Annotated in this window: 16 protein-coding genes and 2 pseudogenes; 16 read left to right on the top strand and 2 right to left on the bottom strand. The window is 67.8% G+C overall.

Features of this window, described 5'->3' with window-relative positions:
• The first annotated feature begins 997 nt into the window (after positions 1–997).
• The 16 genes and pseudogenes from ACFVYE_RS18240 to ACFVYE_RS18165 form a co-directional block, all read left to right on the top strand.
• Complete coding sequence (locus ACFVYE_RS18240) at positions 998–2,449, top strand: ATP-binding protein (RefSeq protein WP_389606341.1); 1,452 nt, start codon at positions 998–1,000, stop codon at positions 2,447–2,449.
• Between the two features lie 44 nt (positions 2,450–2,493).
• Entirely contained in the window at positions 2,494–2,946 is a 453-nt protein-coding gene (locus ACFVYE_RS18235) for a roadblock/LC7 domain-containing protein (protein WP_389606339.1), read from the top strand.
• A 1-nt stretch (position 2,947) separates the two neighbouring features.
• A complete protein-coding gene (locus tag ACFVYE_RS18230) occupies positions 2,948–3,316 on the top strand; it encodes a DUF742 domain-containing protein (RefSeq protein WP_376293403.1) in 369 nt (122 codons plus the stop codon).
• 28 nt (positions 3,317–3,344) lie between these two features.
• Positions 3,345–3,923, top strand: a complete 579-nt coding sequence (locus ACFVYE_RS18225) for an ATP/GTP-binding protein (protein WP_376293405.1) — start codon at positions 3,345–3,347, stop codon at positions 3,921–3,923.
• Positions 3,920–4,438 carry a GAF domain-containing protein gene (locus ACFVYE_RS18220; protein ID WP_389606337.1) on the top strand — a complete coding sequence of 173 codons (519 nt, stop codon included), beginning with the start codon at positions 3,920–3,922 and terminating at the stop codon, positions 4,436–4,438. The genes ACFVYE_RS18225 and ACFVYE_RS18220 overlap by 4 nt, the downstream gene beginning before the upstream one ends.
• A 55-nt stretch (positions 4,439–4,493) precedes the next feature.
• Positions 4,494–5,699, top strand: coding sequence for an acyl-CoA dehydrogenase family protein (locus ACFVYE_RS18215; protein ID WP_389606335.1), 1,206 nt, complete (start codon positions 4,494–4,496; stop codon positions 5,697–5,699).
• On the top strand, positions 5,696–6,625 hold the full coding sequence (locus ACFVYE_RS18210) for an SAM-dependent methyltransferase (protein ID WP_389606333.1): 930 nt from the start codon (positions 5,696–5,698) through the stop codon (positions 6,623–6,625). Before ACFVYE_RS18215 ends, ACFVYE_RS18210 begins: the two co-directional genes overlap by 4 nt.
• A 125-nt stretch (positions 6,626–6,750) precedes the next feature.
• Entirely contained in the window at positions 6,751–7,575 is an 825-nt protein-coding gene (locus ACFVYE_RS18205; protein WP_389606331.1) for a hypothetical protein, read from the top strand.
• 297 nt (positions 7,576–7,872) lie between these two features.
• Positions 7,873–8,439: a hypothetical protein gene (locus ACFVYE_RS18200; RefSeq protein WP_389606329.1), complete on the top strand. Its 567-nt coding sequence runs from the start codon at positions 7,873–7,875 to the stop codon at positions 8,437–8,439.
• Between the two features lie 264 nt (positions 8,440–8,703).
• Positions 8,704–9,507, top strand: coding sequence for a DUF3825 domain-containing protein (locus tag ACFVYE_RS18195; protein WP_389606327.1), 804 nt, complete (start codon positions 8,704–8,706; stop codon positions 9,505–9,507).
• 68 nt (positions 9,508–9,575) lie between these two features.
• Positions 9,576–11,465 (top strand): glycoside hydrolase family 15 protein, encoded by a 1,890-nt coding sequence (locus ACFVYE_RS18190; RefSeq protein WP_389606325.1) that lies wholly within the window; start codon positions 9,576–9,578, stop codon positions 11,463–11,465.
• A 157-nt stretch (positions 11,466–11,622) separates the two neighbouring features.
• A complete protein-coding gene (locus ACFVYE_RS18185) occupies positions 11,623–12,876 on the top strand; it encodes a hypothetical protein (protein ID WP_389606323.1) in 1,254 nt (417 codons plus the stop codon).
• A 37-nt stretch (positions 12,877–12,913) separates the two neighbouring features.
• On the top strand, positions 12,914–13,564 hold the full coding sequence (locus ACFVYE_RS18180; protein ID WP_189281674.1) for a response regulator transcription factor: 651 nt from the start codon (positions 12,914–12,916) through the stop codon (positions 13,562–13,564).
• Between the two features lie 226 nt (positions 13,565–13,790).
• Positions 13,791–14,867: a type II CAAX prenyl endopeptidase Rce1 family protein gene (locus tag ACFVYE_RS18175; protein WP_389606321.1), complete on the top strand. Its 1,077-nt coding sequence runs from the start codon at positions 13,791–13,793 to the stop codon at positions 14,865–14,867.
• A gap of 100 nt (positions 14,868–14,967) precedes the next feature.
• Positions 14,968–15,144: pseudogene (locus tag ACFVYE_RS18170) on the top strand (LuxR C-terminal-related transcriptional regulator); the annotation flags it as partial.
• A gap of 1,323 nt (positions 15,145–16,467) precedes the next feature.
• Positions 16,468–16,572: pseudogene (locus tag ACFVYE_RS18165) on the top strand (IS5/IS1182 family transposase); the annotation flags it as partial.
• A gap of 265 nt (positions 16,573–16,837) precedes the next feature.
• On the opposite strand, the gene ACFVYE_RS18160 reads toward ACFVYE_RS18165, so the two are convergent.
• The gene (locus tag ACFVYE_RS18160; RefSeq protein ID WP_389606319.1) at positions 16,838–17,449 is read right to left on the bottom strand and encodes a hypothetical protein; all 612 of its coding nucleotides are present in this window, start codon (positions 17,447–17,449) and stop codon (positions 16,838–16,840) included.
• A gap of 7 nt (positions 17,450–17,456) precedes the next feature.
• A partial coding sequence (locus ACFVYE_RS18155; RefSeq protein ID WP_389606317.1) for a polymorphic toxin type 28 domain-containing protein occupies positions 17,457–17,949 on the bottom strand: 493 nt, incomplete at its 5' end.

Below are 17,949 nucleotides of genomic sequence, written 5' to 3'. Positions count from 1 at the left end.
CAAGCATTGTCGAGCACTTCAATGAAGATGGCCACGTTATGGCCACGCTCCCCGCATACCGCCAGGGAGCGCGTGGGGCGCTACCCGATCGACCCTTTTCTCCGCTCTTGTGACCCCTGAAATGAACGCAGGGACGCGGAGGTTCGCTGTCGGCTGCCCTCGACATGGCCACAACGTGGCCAAGGTTTGGCGTACCGCTTTCGCGGCGGGGAGATCAGGCTTGGTTTCAGACGAGATCCACTCCCGAACCACCTACCACCGTCCCCCGTCGGTTACGGCCCCTTCGCCGGCTCCGGTGGCCTCCCTTCCGTCATTCCCGCTGCTTCTCCAGCGGCTTCCGCTCACTACCTGCCGCGCCCTTCGATGGTGAAGGCCTTGACCGGAGTCCCGATGTCTCCCTTTCTGAGCACGAACCTGTCCTGGCATATCGCCACTGCCGAGCAGCCCCGCCCGGCGGTGCTGCCGCCCCGCCACGACACCGTCCGTACAAGTGCGGGGATCGGGCTGCCCGCGGTCGAGAGACTGCGGATGGAGGGGGAGCCCGTGGGCCCGATCCTCTACTGCAGGCCGCACGGCGTTCTGCTGATTCCGGTCGAGGCGGGCACCGCCGACACCTGGGGTGCTCCGCACTCGGCCTGCCTCTCGCAAGGGCAGTGGTGGTGCGTTGACCCTGAGCAGACTTCTTCCCGCGTGCAGTGCGCCGCTCGTCTCTGGCTCCTCCCGTCCCACAGCTCTTCTGACTATGCGCCGGTGACCGCACGCTCGGCACTGCACCACGGTCTGAGCCGCTCGCGATCCCCGAAGTCCGCGGCCGCACTCTGGTCCGTATTTGCCGGGGGCCGTCCCCTCGAGGTGACCTGTGCCTGAGCATGTGTTCCGCACACGGCCGGCTTCAGGACGCCGCCGCCGGACCGCGAGCAAAGCCGACAGGGCGCTGCATTCCGGGAGTGGGTTCCCTCTTCCTCCCGCAGCCACGTCCAGTGCTCTGACCGCGGCTGTGGTGGGCTGCGCGTGGGCGGCCGACAGTCTCGGTCTGCTGCCGATGCCGGTCGCCGTCGCGGCCGGGACTTCGGCGGCGAGCGCCGCGACATGGCGGATGTACCTGCGCTCCCGCGGTGCCCGCGATGCGTTCGCGCGTACAGAGTCGCAGCGTGCCGAGGCCGAAAAGGGCTTGAAGGAAGCCCAGGTTGGGAGGGCCCGGGCCGAGCAGGCCCTGCAGGAGATCTCCGGACTGATCGAAATAGGCCGGCAGCAGATCGCCTGGGCGGCCTCGGAGGTGGAGCAAGGACGCGTCCGCGTCCATCACGCCCCGCCGCCGCCGCTCCAGCAGACCGGCGACCTGTACGCCGATGTCTTCGAGGCGCTGGCGCGCGGCCAGACCGTGGCATGGCAGGCAGTGATTGCCGCGGCCGCCCACCAGCATCATCTGCTGAACCAGGAGGCGGAGCTGGCCGAGATTTTCCGGCCCATCTCTGCGCGCCTGCACTCGCTCATCTACCGCACCCTGGCCGTCCTGGACGAAGTGGAACGTGAGGTCGAGGACCCCGACCTGCTGGGTGAGCTGTTCCGCATCGACAACCTGGTGACGCGGATGCGCCGGGGCGCGGAGAGTCTGGCGGTGCTGGGCGGAGACCTACCGACGCGCACTGTCGAGCCTGTCCTGGTCGCCACCGTGCTCCGCATGGCGGCCGGCGAGATCGAGGACTACCCCCGTGTGCAGATCGTGCATTCGGATCAGCCCGTCGCCCTGCCCGGCTATGTGAGCCCGAGCGTCGTGCATCTGCTGGCCGAGCTGATGGAGAACGCCACGAGGTTCTCGGCGACCGATGTCGAGGTACGCACCAGCCATGTGACGGACGGACTGGCCATCGAGATCGTCGACCGCGGCCCGGGCATGACCGCCCAGAAGCGCGCCGCTCTGAACGATCTGCTGGCGCGCCCGGAAGGGGCCGACCCGCGCAGTCGCCTCAGAGAAGGGCAGATCGGTCTGCTGGTCGCCGCGCTGCTGGCCAAGCGGCACGGCGTCGTCATCGAGCTGTACCCGGATGTGATGGGCGGCATACGCGCAGTTGTTGTCCTTCCTGGAAGGCTGCTCGTCACACCGGCGGAGCAGTCGGCCACGAGCCACGCAGCAGCCCCTTCTCACACGCCGGCCGCGGTGCCCGCGCAAGGTGGTCTCACAGTGTCGGCAGGTCCGGAGCATCCCGTGGCCGGGCTTCCCCGGCGCCTCCCGCAGACCCAGTGCACCACCGGCGGGGACGACACCGGGCATTCGCACGGCCGTCCTGACCAAGGTGATGGCGGCGTCAGGCCCGCACTTCCGCGCCGCGAGGCCGCTCCGGCCGGCCACGTCCCGGCACCGGCCCTGGACGTACCGCGGGAGCCAGTCGGTCCACCCAGTCCCGATCTGATGGCGCGATTCAAACGCACACGCCCGGCCGGCGACTGACGCCTGCCCCCGTTCCCCCCACTCACGAGAACCAGGAGAGTTTCATGCCCGACACCGTTCCTACCAGCGGCACAACGCTCGACGGGCTGCTGGCCGGATTCCTGTCTCGTACTCCCCATGCCCACCACGTAGTGCTCGTCGCCCCCGATGGCCTGACGATCGCCTACGCCGACGACGGGACCGACACCTCCTACTTCGACGAAGCCGACACCGGGGCGGAGGGCAGGCTGGCCGCAGCCATCAGCGGGCTGTACTCGCTCGCTCGCGGGATTCTGCGAGACGGTGTGCGGCAGCTCGTCATCGAGGGCGAGACCGAGACGCTGTTCGTGATGAGCGCCGGATCCGCCGGCCACACCTCAACTGTCGGCACGCGCCTGGGAGTCATCGCCGGGAAAGATGCGGATCCGGGTGCCATCGGCTGGGAAATGACCATCCTGATCAAGAGCCTCGACGAGCATCTGAGCACCAGGGCCCGGCCCGGCGGGCAGGAGCAGTGACGTGGCTCCCCGCCGTAGCGCCTGGCACGACAGTGCCCTGGACGATGTGCGTCCGTACACGATCACCGCGGGCCGCACACGCCCGAAGTACGCACTGCAGCTGACGTCCCTGCTGAGCCCGGGGCCTGCCACCGGTCTTGCCGACATCGGTTCCGAGGCCGAGGCCATGCGGCTGCTCTGCCTCATCTCGCCTCGGTCCATTGTCGAGCTCGCGGGACTGCGCAGCCAGCTCGTCCAGGTCACCAAGGTCCTGGTCTGCGACCTTCTCGACCTCGGAGCGCTGGTCCTCACCGCTCCCGCCGATATTGCCCCGCACGAAGACAATCACCTCCTGGAGGCAGTCGTTGCCGGCCTACGACGCTTGGTCTGAGTCCGAACGCAGTCATGCAGCACCGAAGGTGCTGAAGGTCGTGATCGCGGGCGGCTTCGGTGTCGGCAAGACCACGCTGGTGGGCACAGTCAGCGAGATCAGGCCGCTGATCACCGAAGAGTCGCTGACCATCGCGGGTCAGGACACCGATGACCTGACCGGAATCGGGGCCAAGACCACAACGACGGTCGCGATGGACTTCGGCAAGATCAGCCTCGAGGGTCTCAACACTGAAGTGTTCTTGTTCGGCACCCCAGGTCAGGAGCGGTTCTGGTTCACCTGGGACGACCTCTGCCACGGAGCCGTCGGCGCCGTGGTCCTGGCCGACACCCGCCGTCTCACGGACTCCTTCGCTGCCATCGGCTATTTCGAACAGCGCCGCACCCCCTTCGTCGTGGCCGTCAACCAGTTCGACGGCGCTCTGCGCTACAGCACGGACGAGGTCAGCGATGCCCTGCGGCTCCCGGAATCCGTCCCCGTGTTGATCTGCGACGCCCGCAACTACGCATCCGCACTGGACGTGCTGATCTGCCTGATCGAACTGCGGATCGAAACCCAGGTGTCCCGTACCCATGCCACCACCCCAAGCCTCGGAGCGCACGCATGACCACGCCCGCCCTACAGCCGGATCACAAGCGCAGGTCCGAGCTGCTGCACGCCCTCGGTCTCACGGGCCCCGATCCCAAGCTCGACGAATTCGCCGTGCGCCTCAGCCTTGCCGCAGCCGTCCCGTACGCGATGGTCAACATCTTCGGCACGCGGCACCAGCAGTTCTTCGGGCTGGCCACCCCTCCGGGGGGCGAGCTGCCGGCCGTGGGCCGCAGCATGCCCCTCGACCACGGCTACTGCCCCGAGGTTGCGCGGAGACGAAACGCGCTGGTCCTGCCCAGCGTCTACGTCGCCCCGCGCTTCGCGTCCAACCCGGTGGCCGACCTGATCGGCATCCGCAGCTACGCCGGCGCACCTCTGATCCATGAGGGCGTCGTGCTGGGCACGGTGTGTTTCGTCGGGCGCGAAAGTCAGCCCAAGAGCGAGGGCCAGGCGATGCTCGCGCTCATCAAGTCCCACCGGGACGCCGTCCTGGACTTCATCCACAGGCGGGCCGGATACCTGCCGCGGTGAGGACCACCAGCGCGACCGAACAACGAACGTCACCGAACAGGGAGGGGAGCCCACGATGTCGGGGTTGTATCTGACACCGCAGCACGAACAGCTTCGCCAGGCGGTGCGCACCTTCGCCGAGTGCGAAGTCGCTCCGCGGGTGGCGGAGATGGAACAGAGCGGCGCCGTCGAGCGGGATCTGGTGTCCCTGATGGCCCGGCAGGGGTGGATCGGTGCCACCATTCACCCCGAGTACGGAGGGATGGGCGTCGGCCATGTCGCCAAGACCCTGATCATCGAAGAGATCGCCCAGGTGTCCCCCGCGATGGGCGCGGCGGTGCAGGCGTCCCAGCTCGGCATGGCGAAGATCCTCCATTTCGGAAGCGATCAGCAGAAGGAGACCTGGCTCCCGCAGATCGCCGCCGGGACCGTCCTGCCGACCATCGCGGTGACCGAGCCGGACTCCGGCAGCCATGTCCTGGGCATGCAGGCCACAGCGCAGCGCCGGGGCAACGACTACGTGCTCAACGGCCGCAAGTGCTACATCGGTAACTCCCACGTCGGGAACCTGCACGGCATTGTGGTGCGTACCTCGAAGAAGGCGGGGCCTAGGGGCCTGTCGGCGTTCCTGGTCGAGTCCGGCCGGCCCGGCTTGTCCGTCGGCGAGCACATACCCTCCATGGGACTGCGCGGGTTCTCCTTCGGCGAGCTCATCCTGGAGAACTGCCGGGTACCGGCACAGAACCTGCTCGGCGCCCCTGGAGACGGCCTCGATGTCGCCTACTCCTCCAGCGTGCTCTACGGCCGGCCCAACTTAACCGCGGTGGCACTCGGAATTCACCAGGCCCTCGTGGACGAAACAATCGCCTACGCCCAGAAGCGCGTTCTCTACGGCCGTCCTCTCTCGGAACTGCCGACGGTGAGGGAGAAGCTGGGGCTGTTGACGTCACGCCTCACCACTGCCCGGAGCATCGCGTACGAGGCCGTGCGCCTCCTGGACCATGGCAAGCCGTGCGACGAACTCCTCATCAACGCCAAGCTCGTTAACGTCGAGTTGGTGCGTGACTCGGCCCGCACTGCCATGGATGTCCACGGTGCGGCCGGTCTCATGACCAGCCGCCCGATCGAGCGGCTCTTCCGCGACGCAGAGCACACGTACGCGCCCGCCGGCACCGGAGACATCCAGATACTGCGGCTGGGACAGGAAACTCTGGGCACCGAGCACGACCAGTGGTCGCAGCGCTTCCCCTCCCCGCTGCCCGCGACCGGGGCAGCCGCATGACCACCACCAGGCACACATATGCAACCCGGACACCGGACCCGTGCCAGCAACTCGCCGACACCGCCGGGCAACGCTCCAGCACCGGTCCCGCCACCCTTCACCACGGCCCGGACCGTACTCACAGCTGGGCCAGCCGCCCGTCCTCGGCCCGCATCGCCAACTACCTGCTGGGCGGACGCCACAACTACCCTGCAGACAGGCAGGTCGCCAACCGTGTGAGAGCAGTGGCACCGTGGCTGGAGACGGCCGTGCTGATCAACCGCGTCCACGGGCACCTGACCGTCGCGGCCCTCGCGTCGGAGTACGGCATCACGCAGTTCCTGGACCTGGGCTCCGGGTTGCTGCCCACCGGCACCACATCCGACGAACTGCACGAACCCGTGTGCGCTTCCGTACCCGGAGCCAGGGTCGTCCACGTCGACTCCGACATGGCGATGGCCCGTCACACGCGAACGTGCCCGACGGCACGCCCGCGCAGTCACCCCTTCGTACACGCGGACTTCCGGAACATCTTCAGTGTGCTCAAAGCCCCGGCCGTGCAGAGCCTGGACCCCGGGAAACCGGTGGGCATACTCGCCCACGGCGGCGCCTTGGGTGCGACGAGCGCGGCGGAAGCCGGCTTCGTGCTCAATCAGGTGAGGGCCTGGGCTCCGCCGGGCAGCGCGATCTCCATGACCCACGTCACGGCCGACTTCTGCGAGCGCGAAGCAGCAGCCGCCGCCCGTCACCTCTCAAAGGCCGAACTCCCCTTCCATCCGCGTTCTGGGACCGAGATCGCACAACTGCTCGCCCCATGGCCTCTGAGAAGACCGGGAGTAGTCGCCCTGTCCCGCTACCACCAGGGCAACCCGCACGCACACCTCCCGGACCACGCCACGGGCACATACGCGGCCATCGCCCTGCACCCGGATCACGCACACCACTGACCATCCACCGCCACACCCCAGACCGGTCGTCTCTGGGGACCTGAGTACAGGTCCCCGGAGACGACCCTCCAACGGGCCTCTGCGACCCGCCGCAGCGGCCAGGCCATCAGTACGGGAGCAGCAGCATGACGGACATCGAGGTCCTCGACGAGACGGGGACCAACGCAACTCTCCAGCACCGCGTCGACAGGATCCTCACCGAGGTCGTGCCGCTGGTGCAACCGACGACGGAACTGGACCTGCCGCACTTGGTGATCTTCCGGATTGTCAGCCCGCAGACCTGGCAGTCCGAACAGGTGTCCCAGATGAACCAGGCATTCACGGCACTCCGCGCTCGGCAGCCGTGGTGGAAGATGCTGGCTGTCGTGCGCAGGGAAGCGGCCGCTCGGTCTGCGTTCCGGCGAACGGCGCCGCTCCTGCGTGACCTGGTGATGGGCGCAACGCTGTCTGGGCCGGACCTGCTCTCCGAGACAATCCTGACGCCGGAGGGGCTGTTGCACAGCGGGGTGTCCACGGACGAGACGTACCTGACTCAGGTGGTTGCTCACGAACTGGTGCACCACGCACAGAACCGGGCCTCGAAGCACGGCACACGGTGGGCCGATTCACGCTCGGCCCCGCCCCGCCTTGCGATCTCGATCCTGGAGGAGGGCCACGCCCGCTGGGCCGACCGGCAGATGACCCGGAAACTCTTCGGTACTCCGGTCGACGCCGACACCGCGCCCCGCTCCGACCACTACCTCCGGGTTGCCGGAGATCCACGTGTAGCCGACATGTATGCGGCGCGGCAGTTCCCGTACACGGTGGGCTGCAAGCTGGTGGAAGCGGCGGTTCAGAGCGTGGGCATCCAGCGCCTCAACCAGGTATGGCGCGACGGGCTCCTCCTTCCGAGTCAGCGCGAGATGTCCGCGCCGGAGCTATGGGCGACCCGGCTGAGGACAATGACATGAGCACTGGTCGCGCCCCTGCGCTCCCCACCCGCCCCTCTCCCAGCGGGCTGGAGGGTCTGTGTGACAAACAAGACGCTACGCCCACTACCCGGCAGAGCGCTCCCCGCCGGGTGGCGGTCCGCCCGAGGCCGGCCGTGGAGAACGGCACCCATGCGGTCAGCTCCGTCATCACCGACAGGATCCCCGCAGTGGACTGCCAACGCCCCGGTCCCTGGTCGGCCCGCATTGACGACGCCCTGAACGAGCGGGGGGGCCGCCCGTCAACCCCTGTCCAGAGCGAAATTCCCAAGGAATGTTGTGTACGAGATACGCGAGATGCTGCCGGACGACCGGTCGGCGGTCACCGCCCTGTGGAGGGCACGGGTCCGGTGGGCCGAGGACAAAGGGATTGGCCTCATCCGCTACTGCCCCCTTACTGCGGCCGAGACGGCGGCCGCAGTGCCGTTCGTTCTGACCTGTGACGGGGCGGTCGTCGCCACGGCGACGATCGTCGATCAGACATCCCATGACGGCTGGACTGCCCGCGAAGCGGCGCAGCGTGCTGTTGGCCTGGTCCGGATAATCACGGATCCGGCACTGGCCGCGGACCGGCTCAGCTGGGTCATCACGTCGTGGGCCAGCGACCGGGCCGCCCGCACCGGACACGCGTGGGTCCGGATGCGGGTCGCTCCGTCCCAGCTGGCCCTGCATCTGTCGGAACATCTCGCGTGGGAGCCGGTCCGCACGGTGCGGACCGCCGACGGCGGCACGGCCCATCTGCTGCAGCACGAGTCCCGTGAGATACCCGGTATCCGGGCCCTGGTCAAGGACGCGCCTGCGATGTCGGGCGTCGCTGGTACCCCGCCACCCGTCAGGAACACGTGAAGCAGAAGAAAGAGGCATCCGGGCACTTTGCCGGCGCAGTCCGCCCCGGACCCCGTTCACACCCGTTCACCACGGCCTGACCGGGCGAGCATCCGCCCGGCAGTCCACACCGCACCCATTCCGCCTCGAAAGGCTGTTGTGTCACCCTTGCGCACCACCCCGTCGATCACCGCTACGGATTCCGGCTATCCGCACAGCCTCCCCGCCGGCAGCACGCCCTCCGGCGCCGGGAGTTCCGCGCTCGGCGGGAGGGGGAACTCGTCAATGCGTGGCCAGCTGAGCGTCTTCGCCTATCTCGGCCACGTCCGTCCCGCAGAGGAGCGGCAGGCGGGCACCGGGTCCGCGGACTCGTTCGACGAGCTCGCCCGGATGGCCGTGGATGAGCCCTGGGACAGGTTCTCGCCCGCCGAGCGGGGTTCGCTCGCGGTGCTCAAGCACTACGTGACCTGGACCTTCGAGCAGTCTCTGGTCACGGACTCGGTCGTGCCAAGCTCCGACAGCCAGACGTGCATTTTCAACACGCGGCTCGTCACACCACGGCACGAAGACATCTACGGCCTCTTCCGGCCGAACCGCCAGGCCGACCGACAGGACTGGTTTTTGGCCGGATGGCGGGTGGCGGGCGCACTTCAGTTGGACGCGTACACCGAACTCCCCCAAGCGACCGCGTACTCGCAGGACCCTCACGCCTACGTCTTGGACTGGGACCTGCCCGTGACCTTCGTCGCCCGCCAGTTCACCCCCATGGTTTCCGGTCTGTTCCCGGCCGCACTCAGGGAGATCCCCCTCGGTCTGGAACTCGCGCTCGAGGGTGCGGTGAACCGCGCCATCGACATCGCGAAACGCAACCCGGGGACAGCGGTCCCCGCGTGGCAGCCGGGCAAGGCAGAACTACAGCTTCTGCTGCCGCTCTACCTGGCGAACCCCGCAACACCGGACGCGGCACTGGTGATATCCCGCGGCGACATGGCCTACCGCAGCACCGCCATCGTGTCACTCGCCGACGCGTACAAGGCCGCACGGCTCGTCACCCGGCCGACCGCGCACTGGCTGAATCCCCCCATGTAGACCGGGCCCCTGTCTCATCGACACCCGCTCCCCCATGACCACACACCCACAATGAATCGAGGACGCACGTGGCCGGGCGCATCGAGGATTACGCACTCATCGGAGACATGCAGACCGCCGCCCTGGTCTGCCGGGACGGCACAGTGGACTGGCTGTGCCTTCCCCGCTTCGATTCGCACGCTATTTTCGCGGGACTGCTGGGTACCGAGGAGCACGGCTTCTGGCGCCTGGGACCGGCGCGGGAGGACGGGACGGAGCCGCCGTCCGCGGACCGCCGCCGATACCGCGGGGACTCCCTCATCCTGGAATCGGAATGGGACACACAACGCGGAACGGTCAGAGTGACCGATTTCATGCCGCCTCGTGACGGGGCGCCCCAGGTGATCCGGATCGTGGAAGGGATCAGCGGCCGGGTGCCGATGCGCTCCGAGCTGCGCATGCGGTTCAGCTACGGCCGGGTCACCCCATGGGTGCACAAGGTCGACGGCCGTACGGTCGCCGTCGCCGGCCCGGACTCCGTCTGGCTGGACACCCCCGCCGACACGTACGGCGAGAACCTGACGACGTACTCCGACTTCACGGTGGCGCCGGGTGACCGGATCGCGTTCACGATCAGCTGGCAGCCCTCGCACCACGGCCCGCCGGCCCTGCCGGACCCGGAGGGTTCGCTGGACGCGACCGGGGACTTCTGGCGCGAATGGGTCGAGCAGTGCACGTACCACGGGCCCTACCGCGAGGCCGTGGTCCGCTCGCTGATCACCCTCAAGGCCCTGACGTACGCGCCGACCGGCGGCATCGTCGCCGCGCCGACCACCTCCCTGCCGGAGGACATCGGCGGCTCCCGGAACTGGGACTATCGCTACACCTGGCTGCGTGACGCCGCGATCACCCTTTCCTCCCTGCTGCGCACCGGCTACCGCGAGGAGGCCCGCGCCTGGCGCGAGTGGCTGCTGAGGGCGGTCGCTGGCGACCCGGAGAACCTGCAGATCATGTACGGCATCGCGGGCGAGCGCGAGCTGGGCGAGGCCGAGCTGGACTGGCTGCCCGGGTACGAGAACTCCGGCCCGGTCCGGGTCGGCAACGGCGCGGCGGGCCAGCTCCAGCTGGACGTGTACGGCGAGGTCATCGACTTCCTGTCCCTGGCCCGGCAGCCGGATCCGACACCGCACGTCCCGTCCACCGACCTGTGGCTGCGGCTCGTCAGCCTCCTCGAAGACTGCTGGGACGAGCAGGACGAGGGCATCTGGGAGGTACGGGGGCAGCGCCGCCACTTCGTCCACTCCAAGGTGATGGCCTGGGTTGCCGTCGACCGCACCATCAAGCTCATCGAGTCCGGCGGCGCCTACGTTGCCCCCGGTGTGCTGGGGCGGTGGCGCGAACTGCGCGACGACATCCACCGCGACGTCTGCGAGCGGGGCTACGACCCGGAACGCAACACCTTCACCCAGTCCTACGGCTCGAAGGAACTGGACGCCTCGCTCCTACTGATCCCCCAGATGGGCTTCCTGCCCCCGGACGACAAGCGCGTCATCGGCACGATCGAGGCGATCCAGCGCGAACTGTCCACCGAGGACGGCTTCGTACTGCGCTACCCCACCTCGGGCGAGGACGCGGGCGTCGACGGCCTGGAGGGCGACGAGGGCGCGTTCCTGGCCTGCTCGTTCTGGCTGGCGGACGACCTGGCGATGATCGGCCGGATCGACGAGGCCCGCCAGCTGTTCGAGCGGCTGCTGTCCCTGCGCAACGATCTGGGCCTGCTCGCGGAGGAGTGGGACTCCCGGCTCCAGCGCCAGGTGGGCAACGTCCCGCAGGCCTTCAGCCATGTGCCGCTGATCGGCACGGCACTCGCGATTGCTGCCGCCGATCAACGGCAGCGCGCTCTGCAGACCGCCGTTTCCGCGGTCCCGAGGCAGCGCAACGGGATTGAGGCGGACGAAACGGAATCAGCGATTCCTTGACGGAGCCGCGTGTCGTCTCGCGCGCGGTGACCCGCATGACCGCAGGTCCTGCGACGCCCCGGCGCGCGGGCCGTGGCCCACCGCGGTCGCGCGAGCCGCCACCGGAGCATGCTGCCGCTCCCCATGCCGCCTACCCACTACCGAGGGCACGATCACCATGACCCACAAGGCTTCCTACAACGCCCTTCCCCCGCGGGCCCAGAACGCGTGCCGCCGCTTCGCGCTCCTGCCCCGCACGATCACGATCGACGAAGGCCTCGCCATCGCCTTGGGCGGCGCCTCCCTCCGCACCGCCCGGTCCCTGCTCAACACCCTGACCCAGGCGACCTTCCTGACCAAGGACGGTGCAGAGGAAGGGCGTGGACCGGTCTTCTCCTTCCAGCCCGCCGCACGGGACTACGTACGTGACCGGGCCGGAACGGAGGGAGAGACCGAGGAGTCCGTCCTGCCGGCTCTGCTCGACTGGCTGCTCGTCACCGCCTGTTCCGTCGAGGCTCCTGTGACCCCCAGCCACGCCGTGTTCCCCCGCCGGTACACCACGTCGCCCACGCCGGTCCAGTTCGCGTCCGAGACCGAGTCGATGGCGTGGATGGAGAACCAGATGCCCAACGTCATGGCCGCTGTCCGTGCCGCCATGGAAGCGGGCATGTACTGGCAGGCGTGCTCGCTCGTCCACGCGATGCAGCCGGCCTGGAAGGTTCACCGCCGTTACGGATGGTGGATCGAGGTCCACGAGCTCGGTCTGAAGGCTGCGCAGGAATGCGACGACCGTGCCGCTGCCCGTGTGATGGCGATTGCTCTCGGCACCGGGCTTCGCGAGATGGGCGAACACACCTGGGCCCGGACGCAGTTCTGGTCCGTGCTCCGCTCGGCGGTGGCGGACAAGGACATTCACATGACTGCTCAGGCGTTTCACGAGCTGGGCTGCATGCCTGGAGCCACTCCCGCCGATGCCCGGCAGCACCTGCTGACCGCCCGCGACATCTGGGACGCCGAAGACTGCCAGCGCGGCGTGGGTCTCACTGATGTCGAACTGGGCCGGTGGGAACAGGAACACGGCCTCCCGGCCGAGGCCGCAGCCCGGCTCACCGAGGCTCACCGGATCCTGACCGCCGTCAGCGATGCCTACGAGGCCGCCCGCGCCGAGGCGTTCCTCTCCCTGGCACTCGCCTGCACCGGGGACCTCGATGCTGCCCGGGCACACGCTCTGCATGCCCACGAGGAATTCATCGCCTGCCGTGCCCCCTGGTGGGCCGCGCGCACGCACGAGATTCTCGGGCTGAACGCCGAGGAGCACGGCACACCGGTAGAGGCCGTCGACTGGTTCGCGCTGTCGCTGGCCGCGTTCCGCAGCCTGCGTAGCGATTCCGACGTCGAACGCCTGCGCAGCCACTTCAGCCGTCTGTCCTGACCCGACCGTTGACCCGGCCGAACATAAGGAAGCCAACATGACCTCCACCGTGCAGAGAGTGTCCGTCGCCGTCCATGCCGGTGACCCCGTCTCCCTGGCCGGAATAACCGGGCAGTTGTACAACCGGCCCGAGGTCACCGTCCTCAACACCCACCCAGGCGTCGATGACGCCCCGGAGGTTCCCGATGCTGTGGTCGTCGTGACCGATGCCGTCGACGAGAAGACACTGACCCTCCTGCGCCGCATCCAGCGCACCAGCACCTCACGTACCGTCCTGGTCACCACGGACATCGACGAGCAGAAGCTGGTGAGTGCCGTGGAGTGCGGTGTCGCCGGTGTGGTCAGGCGCTCCGAGGCGACTCCGGAGCATCTGGTGCAGGTCATCGGGACGGTGGCGCGGGGCGAGGGGCATCTCCCGTCCGACCTGCTGGGACGGCTGCTGGAGGAGGTGGGCCGCCTCCAGGGTCAGGTGCTCGGTCCGCGCGGGCTGCACTTCACCGGTCTCGCGGCGCGCGAGGTGGATGTGCTGCGCCTGGTCGCGGAGGGGTACGACACCGCGGACATCGCGACGAAGCTGGCCTACTCCGAGCGCACCATAAAGAACGTGCTGCACTCGGTGATGACCAGGCTGCAACTGCGGAACCGGTCGCACGCGGTGGCGTACGCGATGCGGCAGGGGCTGATCTGAACCGTACGGTCACCGTCGACTGCACACCAGGCTCAGGCCACGCGGAGGAGCTCTCCGACCTCCGCACCTCCAGGACGGGATCGCGGTACCCCTCGACCGCACATGCTCCGCTACCCCCGCCCGACTCTGCCATCTCCCAGCGCCGGCTCTTCTTCTCCTGTCCGTGACGGACCGCACGACCCGGCAGCCCGGCCGAACTCCATACACACACGTCTCAGAAGGAACCATGTCGTCGTCTCCTCCCACCTCCCAGGCGTCCCGGCGCGCCGGCCTCCTCATCAACGCGGCCACGAGTCCTTCCCGGGCATACAGCACCGTGGTCACGCTCTACGCTCTCGTCGGCGCCGGTCAGGCATGGAGTGCCGTGATCGCCTTCGTGAACCTGGCCGGCGGCAACACCCCTCACTGGACGGCTACGGCCGGACTTCTCATAGAAGCGGCCGGGTTCGTCGGTGCCATCACCTGGACCACCCACCTGCTGACGACACGTAAGAACGTGGGCCTGCCCATGCGGTCACCGGTCTGGATTTCTGTGCCGCTCATAGCTGCGCTTCTGTTTACCGTGGACGAGCACGGCCTGCTGAGCGCAGACGGGCAACCCACACGGAGTGTGGGCCTGCTGGCGCAGCTCGCGGTGTGGGTGATGCTGGCAGCAGAGATCAGGGCCCGTGCCGGTGACGGCTCAGGCGGGGGCCAGCCGGCAATCCGGTCGCGAGAGCGTCAGTGGGCGACTGCCTGGTTCGTCGGGTTCTCCTACGCGGCCTGTCTGATCGCGTGCATGCTCCTGTGGAGGTGGCTCGCGCTGCTCCCCGGCCCGGTGCTGCACAGCAGCCAGTCCGTTGCCGCCGGTGCACCGACTCTGGGCGCCCACCTGGCGCTGGGGATCTGGTCAGGTGTTGTGGAGGAACTTCTCGTCACTGCGACGGCCGCAACCGTGCTTGCCGCGGCCCGCCGCCCGGTCTGGGAATGTGTGGCCGTCAGTGTGCTGATGCGCGTATTGCCCCACGCCTACGTCGGCTGGCCAATGGCCGCCGGTATCCCGCTCGGCGCCGCAGCGGTGTTCCTCTTCCTCCGCTACCGGAAAGCAACACCGCTCGTCATCGCCCACGTCGCCTACAACGTGATCACCACGCTGATGGTGGTTCCGCTCGTGGCCGCCCTCCTGCTGAGCCTGCTCCTCGCAGGCATCACCGGGATCTGGATGGCGACCGGGGACCGACACCGTCTTTCGAAAGTGCAGCAGCCCGCCCGCCAGGACCCGGCCGGCTCCGCAGTCGACGGGCAGGCGCAGCGTGGCCGGTGAGCACCGCACGGACGTCGCCACCTGCACCACGCACGCGGACGGCACCGGCCGTGGGGCGTGTGCCTTCCCGTCAACCACCCTCACCCTGCCCAGGAACGCCATGTCGCCTCCCCCGCCCGCCCCGGTCCCTCAGCCGAGGACGATGCGCCCCTTACCGCGCCCGGAACTCTGCCTGTCCGCCCGGCAACGGGAGATCGCTGGGTACCGTGCTGCCGGTCTCGCCGTGGCCGAGATCGCCGCTGAACTGGGTGTCAGCAGGGCCTCTGTCCACGGGCATCTGCGGAATGCACGCATCACCGCGGGCGTACACGTTGACCGTGCGCTCGTGTACTGCGTCCTCGCCGGCGGAACTGTGCAACTGACACGGCGCACGTCGCTGGCGGACCGTCCGGATGCCCTCACTCGGCTGGTTTGGCGTGGCCTGCGCTACAACGTGCCAGACTCCGAATTGATCTCGACTATCGCCCAGTCCAGCCTTCATCCTCGGGGCGACGTGGCCCGGGCACTTGATGAGCTTCGCACCGCCACGAACCTTTCCGATTGCGGATTGGTCGGCCTGGCCTTCGCAACAGGTCTGCTGTGCGGCGATGAGGGCGTGGAACCACTCACAGCACAAACAGGCCTGGGCACTGCAATAGGCGGATATCCGCGGGATATCCTGCGCTTGAAGGACGTTTCCAGGACGCCGATCCCTCCCGGACGAAACCACAAGCCAGCAGAAGGAAAGCCACAGGAATTCCCGGGACGCCGGCCCCATACCTCCCCGGCTGACCCGCTGAAGCTGCTACCGAGGGGCATGCCCGAACGACAGAACCGCACCTCCCCCGTCCTGAGATGGCTTCAGAGCCGCCCTCTGGTAGTCGGGATGGATGTCCAGGCAGTGCAAGTGAGCCCGGAAGTCTGCGCCGACTATTTGCAACACCGATACGAACAGGGCATTCCCCGGAAGCAGTGGGGCCCGGTCCTGGGGGATACCGATGCCCGCTGCGCGCTGTTCCTGCTGCCGCCCCGCTCATTGCCCGCTCAGTGGAGCTGTGCAGACGGCCGGGTCCTTCGGAACCGACTCGTTCTTGATCTGCGTCCGCCCCTGCTTCCCACCAGCCGGATGTACTGGGCGTTCACACCAGGCGCCTGGTGGAGCCTAAAACAGCTCACGCGGCTGGCCGACAGGGCATCAAGCGTGGGGCGCTCCTGGCCGCGTGGGCCACCGACCGGATCGGGCCTTGAACGAGCAGATCGCCGAGATCGACAAGCTCATCGCGGCGAGCTCGGCGTCGACGATCTCGTCCTCCCCCTCCTGGTCGCGGAGGCTCATCGGTCCCGCCACTGCGTTCTTGGGGTCGTCGACGAATTCGTCCTGGATCTTCTACCACCTGGCGCGGAAGAGGCAGGCGCAACCGATCAGGAGTTCGAGGAAGCAGGCCGGTGGGCCAAGGGGTCGGCCATCCCCCGCAAGGTCTACGTGCGCCCAGCCGAAGCGGGGAAGAGGGACCCGTTCGACAAAGTCCCAAATGGCCACGCCGCCCGCCACCGCGAACCCGCCGCCGAGGCAGCCGATACCGGTGAGGCAGAGCGCCCCACCGCCCACGGCAGCATCTCCGCCGAGCAGCCGAAGAATTACCGGTACTCCACCAATCACCAGGTCGTCATCGATGCCAACACCCGACTCGTCGTCGTAGTCGGCCGACTGCTGCCTGGGAACCGCGCTGGTGCGCTTTGGCCAGCGCGACAGCGTCAGAGTGCCGGTCGCCGAACGGGGACCAGTCGGCCACCATCTCGCACATGACGCAGCCGAAGGAAGTCCCCGCGGTCACTCGACTCGGAGCGCCACCGCTCGAGCGCGAAATCACGCAACCCAACCTGATGGCTGTGCCTGAATGAGACGGGTGGCTACGCTGCGCAGAATTACCCACGGTGACAGACGCCCGCGGGTTCCGGCAGGACACCTTCCTGCCGGAACCCGCTCGATATCAGGGAGTTCTGGGCGTATACGCAGCCTCGTTCAGTCTGTCGCGTGCGGCCCTGAGTAGGCCTTGCGACCACTCCGAACGCGTGACTCCCTCAGGCGGTCTCATCGACTCGGCGTGGCTGAAGCCCAACGCGCGGGCGATCGCCTCTACTGAAATTCTCTGCATGAGATCGTCGTCGTACTCACCTCGTCCTTCCTCCCCGAGCTTCAGCAGAGCGTGGAGGAGCTCGGCCTGGAACCCGTCGTGCAAGATCTCCCCTGTTCCCGAAATGGCGGCCATGAATGCGTCGTCACTCAGGTCCCACTCGGGGGAGCTGAGCAATTCGAGGATCTGCTTCGAGTATTTCGCACCTACCCGCCAATGCCCCGCAAGCGTCTGCACTGCAAGCGCCGAGACCTCGGGGTCCTCGGGATAGATGAGATAGCTGGCAACCAGAGACTCGTACGCGGGCCCACCCGCTCGGGCCACCGCGTACAACAGACTATGTAGATCGCGTCCGGCCCGGCCCTCGGTAATAGTTCGGGCGATTCCCTTGACCTCGTGCAGAGGAATACTTCCGTGCTTCGCCCGCGCGGTCAGCTGCCGCATGTACTCGTCATGTGTGATTTTCATGCTCCACTCATCCTCGTGGGACGAACTGCTCTGAGTGGTCCAACATTCTGCTGGCTCGTCCCAGGTCCGCGACGAGGAGATCCCGATCGGCACTGCTGGTCTTGGGATGAGACAGCTTCTTGTTGATGGAACCGATTGTCTTGAGCAGGCCGTTCTGTGCGTCCCGAACCTCGTGGACATGATCCCATGGCGTCCCGCTTGCCTTCCGGGCGACCACCTCTCCCTGAAGTTCACGCCTAGCCGCAGTAAGGTCACTCATCTGTAGATGCCCGGAGATGCTGTCCAGCTTGCTGGAGAATTGCGAAGTGGGGATCTTGTTCGCAAGCTTCAGAGCATCGGCTATGTTGTCGAGTTGCTTGGGCAGCTTGGCGGCGTCGCCGAAGAGGGGAATGAAGCCGGCCGCGCCTAAGAGCTGTCCCGTAAGTGTTGGGCGCGGGTGGGATGAGACTGAGCAGCTCAGTTGATGCGGGGGCTCCTGCACGCTGCACCGGGGAATTCGC

The organism is Streptomyces sp. NPDC058239 (assembly GCF_042882185.1).
GTDB lineage: Bacteria > Actinomycetota > Actinomycetes > Streptomycetales > Streptomycetaceae > Streptomyces.
Note: the sequence above shows the minus strand (reverse complement) of the source record. Positions and strands in the feature narration are given on the sequence as shown.

Bases quoted from the DNA above. Each gene is read 5' to 3' on its own strand.
- ACFVYE_RS18235 (WP_389606339.1), top strand. From the start codon at position 2,494: ATGCCCGACACCGTTCCTACCAGCGGCACAACGCTCGACGGGCTGCTG.
- ACFVYE_RS18220 (WP_389606337.1), top strand. From the start codon at position 3,920: ATGACCACGCCCGCCCTACAGCCGGATCACAAGCGCAGGTCCGAGCTG.
- ACFVYE_RS18215 (WP_389606335.1), top strand. From the start codon at position 4,494: ATGTCGGGGTTGTATCTGACACCGCAGCACGAACAGCTTCGCCAGGCG.
- ACFVYE_RS18210 (WP_389606333.1), top strand. From the start codon at position 5,696: ATGACCACCACCAGGCACACATATGCAACCCGGACACCGGACCCGTGC.
- ACFVYE_RS18205 (WP_389606331.1), top strand. From the start codon at position 6,751: ATGACGGACATCGAGGTCCTCGACGAGACGGGGACCAACGCAACTCTC.
- ACFVYE_RS18195 (WP_389606327.1), top strand. From the start codon at position 8,704: ATGCGTGGCCAGCTGAGCGTCTTCGCCTATCTCGGCCACGTCCGTCCC.
- ACFVYE_RS18185 (WP_389606323.1), top strand. From the start codon at position 11,623: ATGACCCACAAGGCTTCCTACAACGCCCTTCCCCCGCGGGCCCAGAAC.
- ACFVYE_RS18180 (WP_189281674.1), top strand. From the start codon at position 12,914: ATGACCTCCACCGTGCAGAGAGTGTCCGTCGCCGTCCATGCCGGTGAC.
- ACFVYE_RS18175 (WP_389606321.1), top strand. From the start codon at position 13,791: ATGTCGTCGTCTCCTCCCACCTCCCAGGCGTCCCGGCGCGCCGGCCTC.
- ACFVYE_RS18160 (WP_389606319.1), bottom strand. From the start codon at position 17,449: ATGAAAATCACACATGACGAGTACATGCGGCAGCTGACCGCGCGGGCG.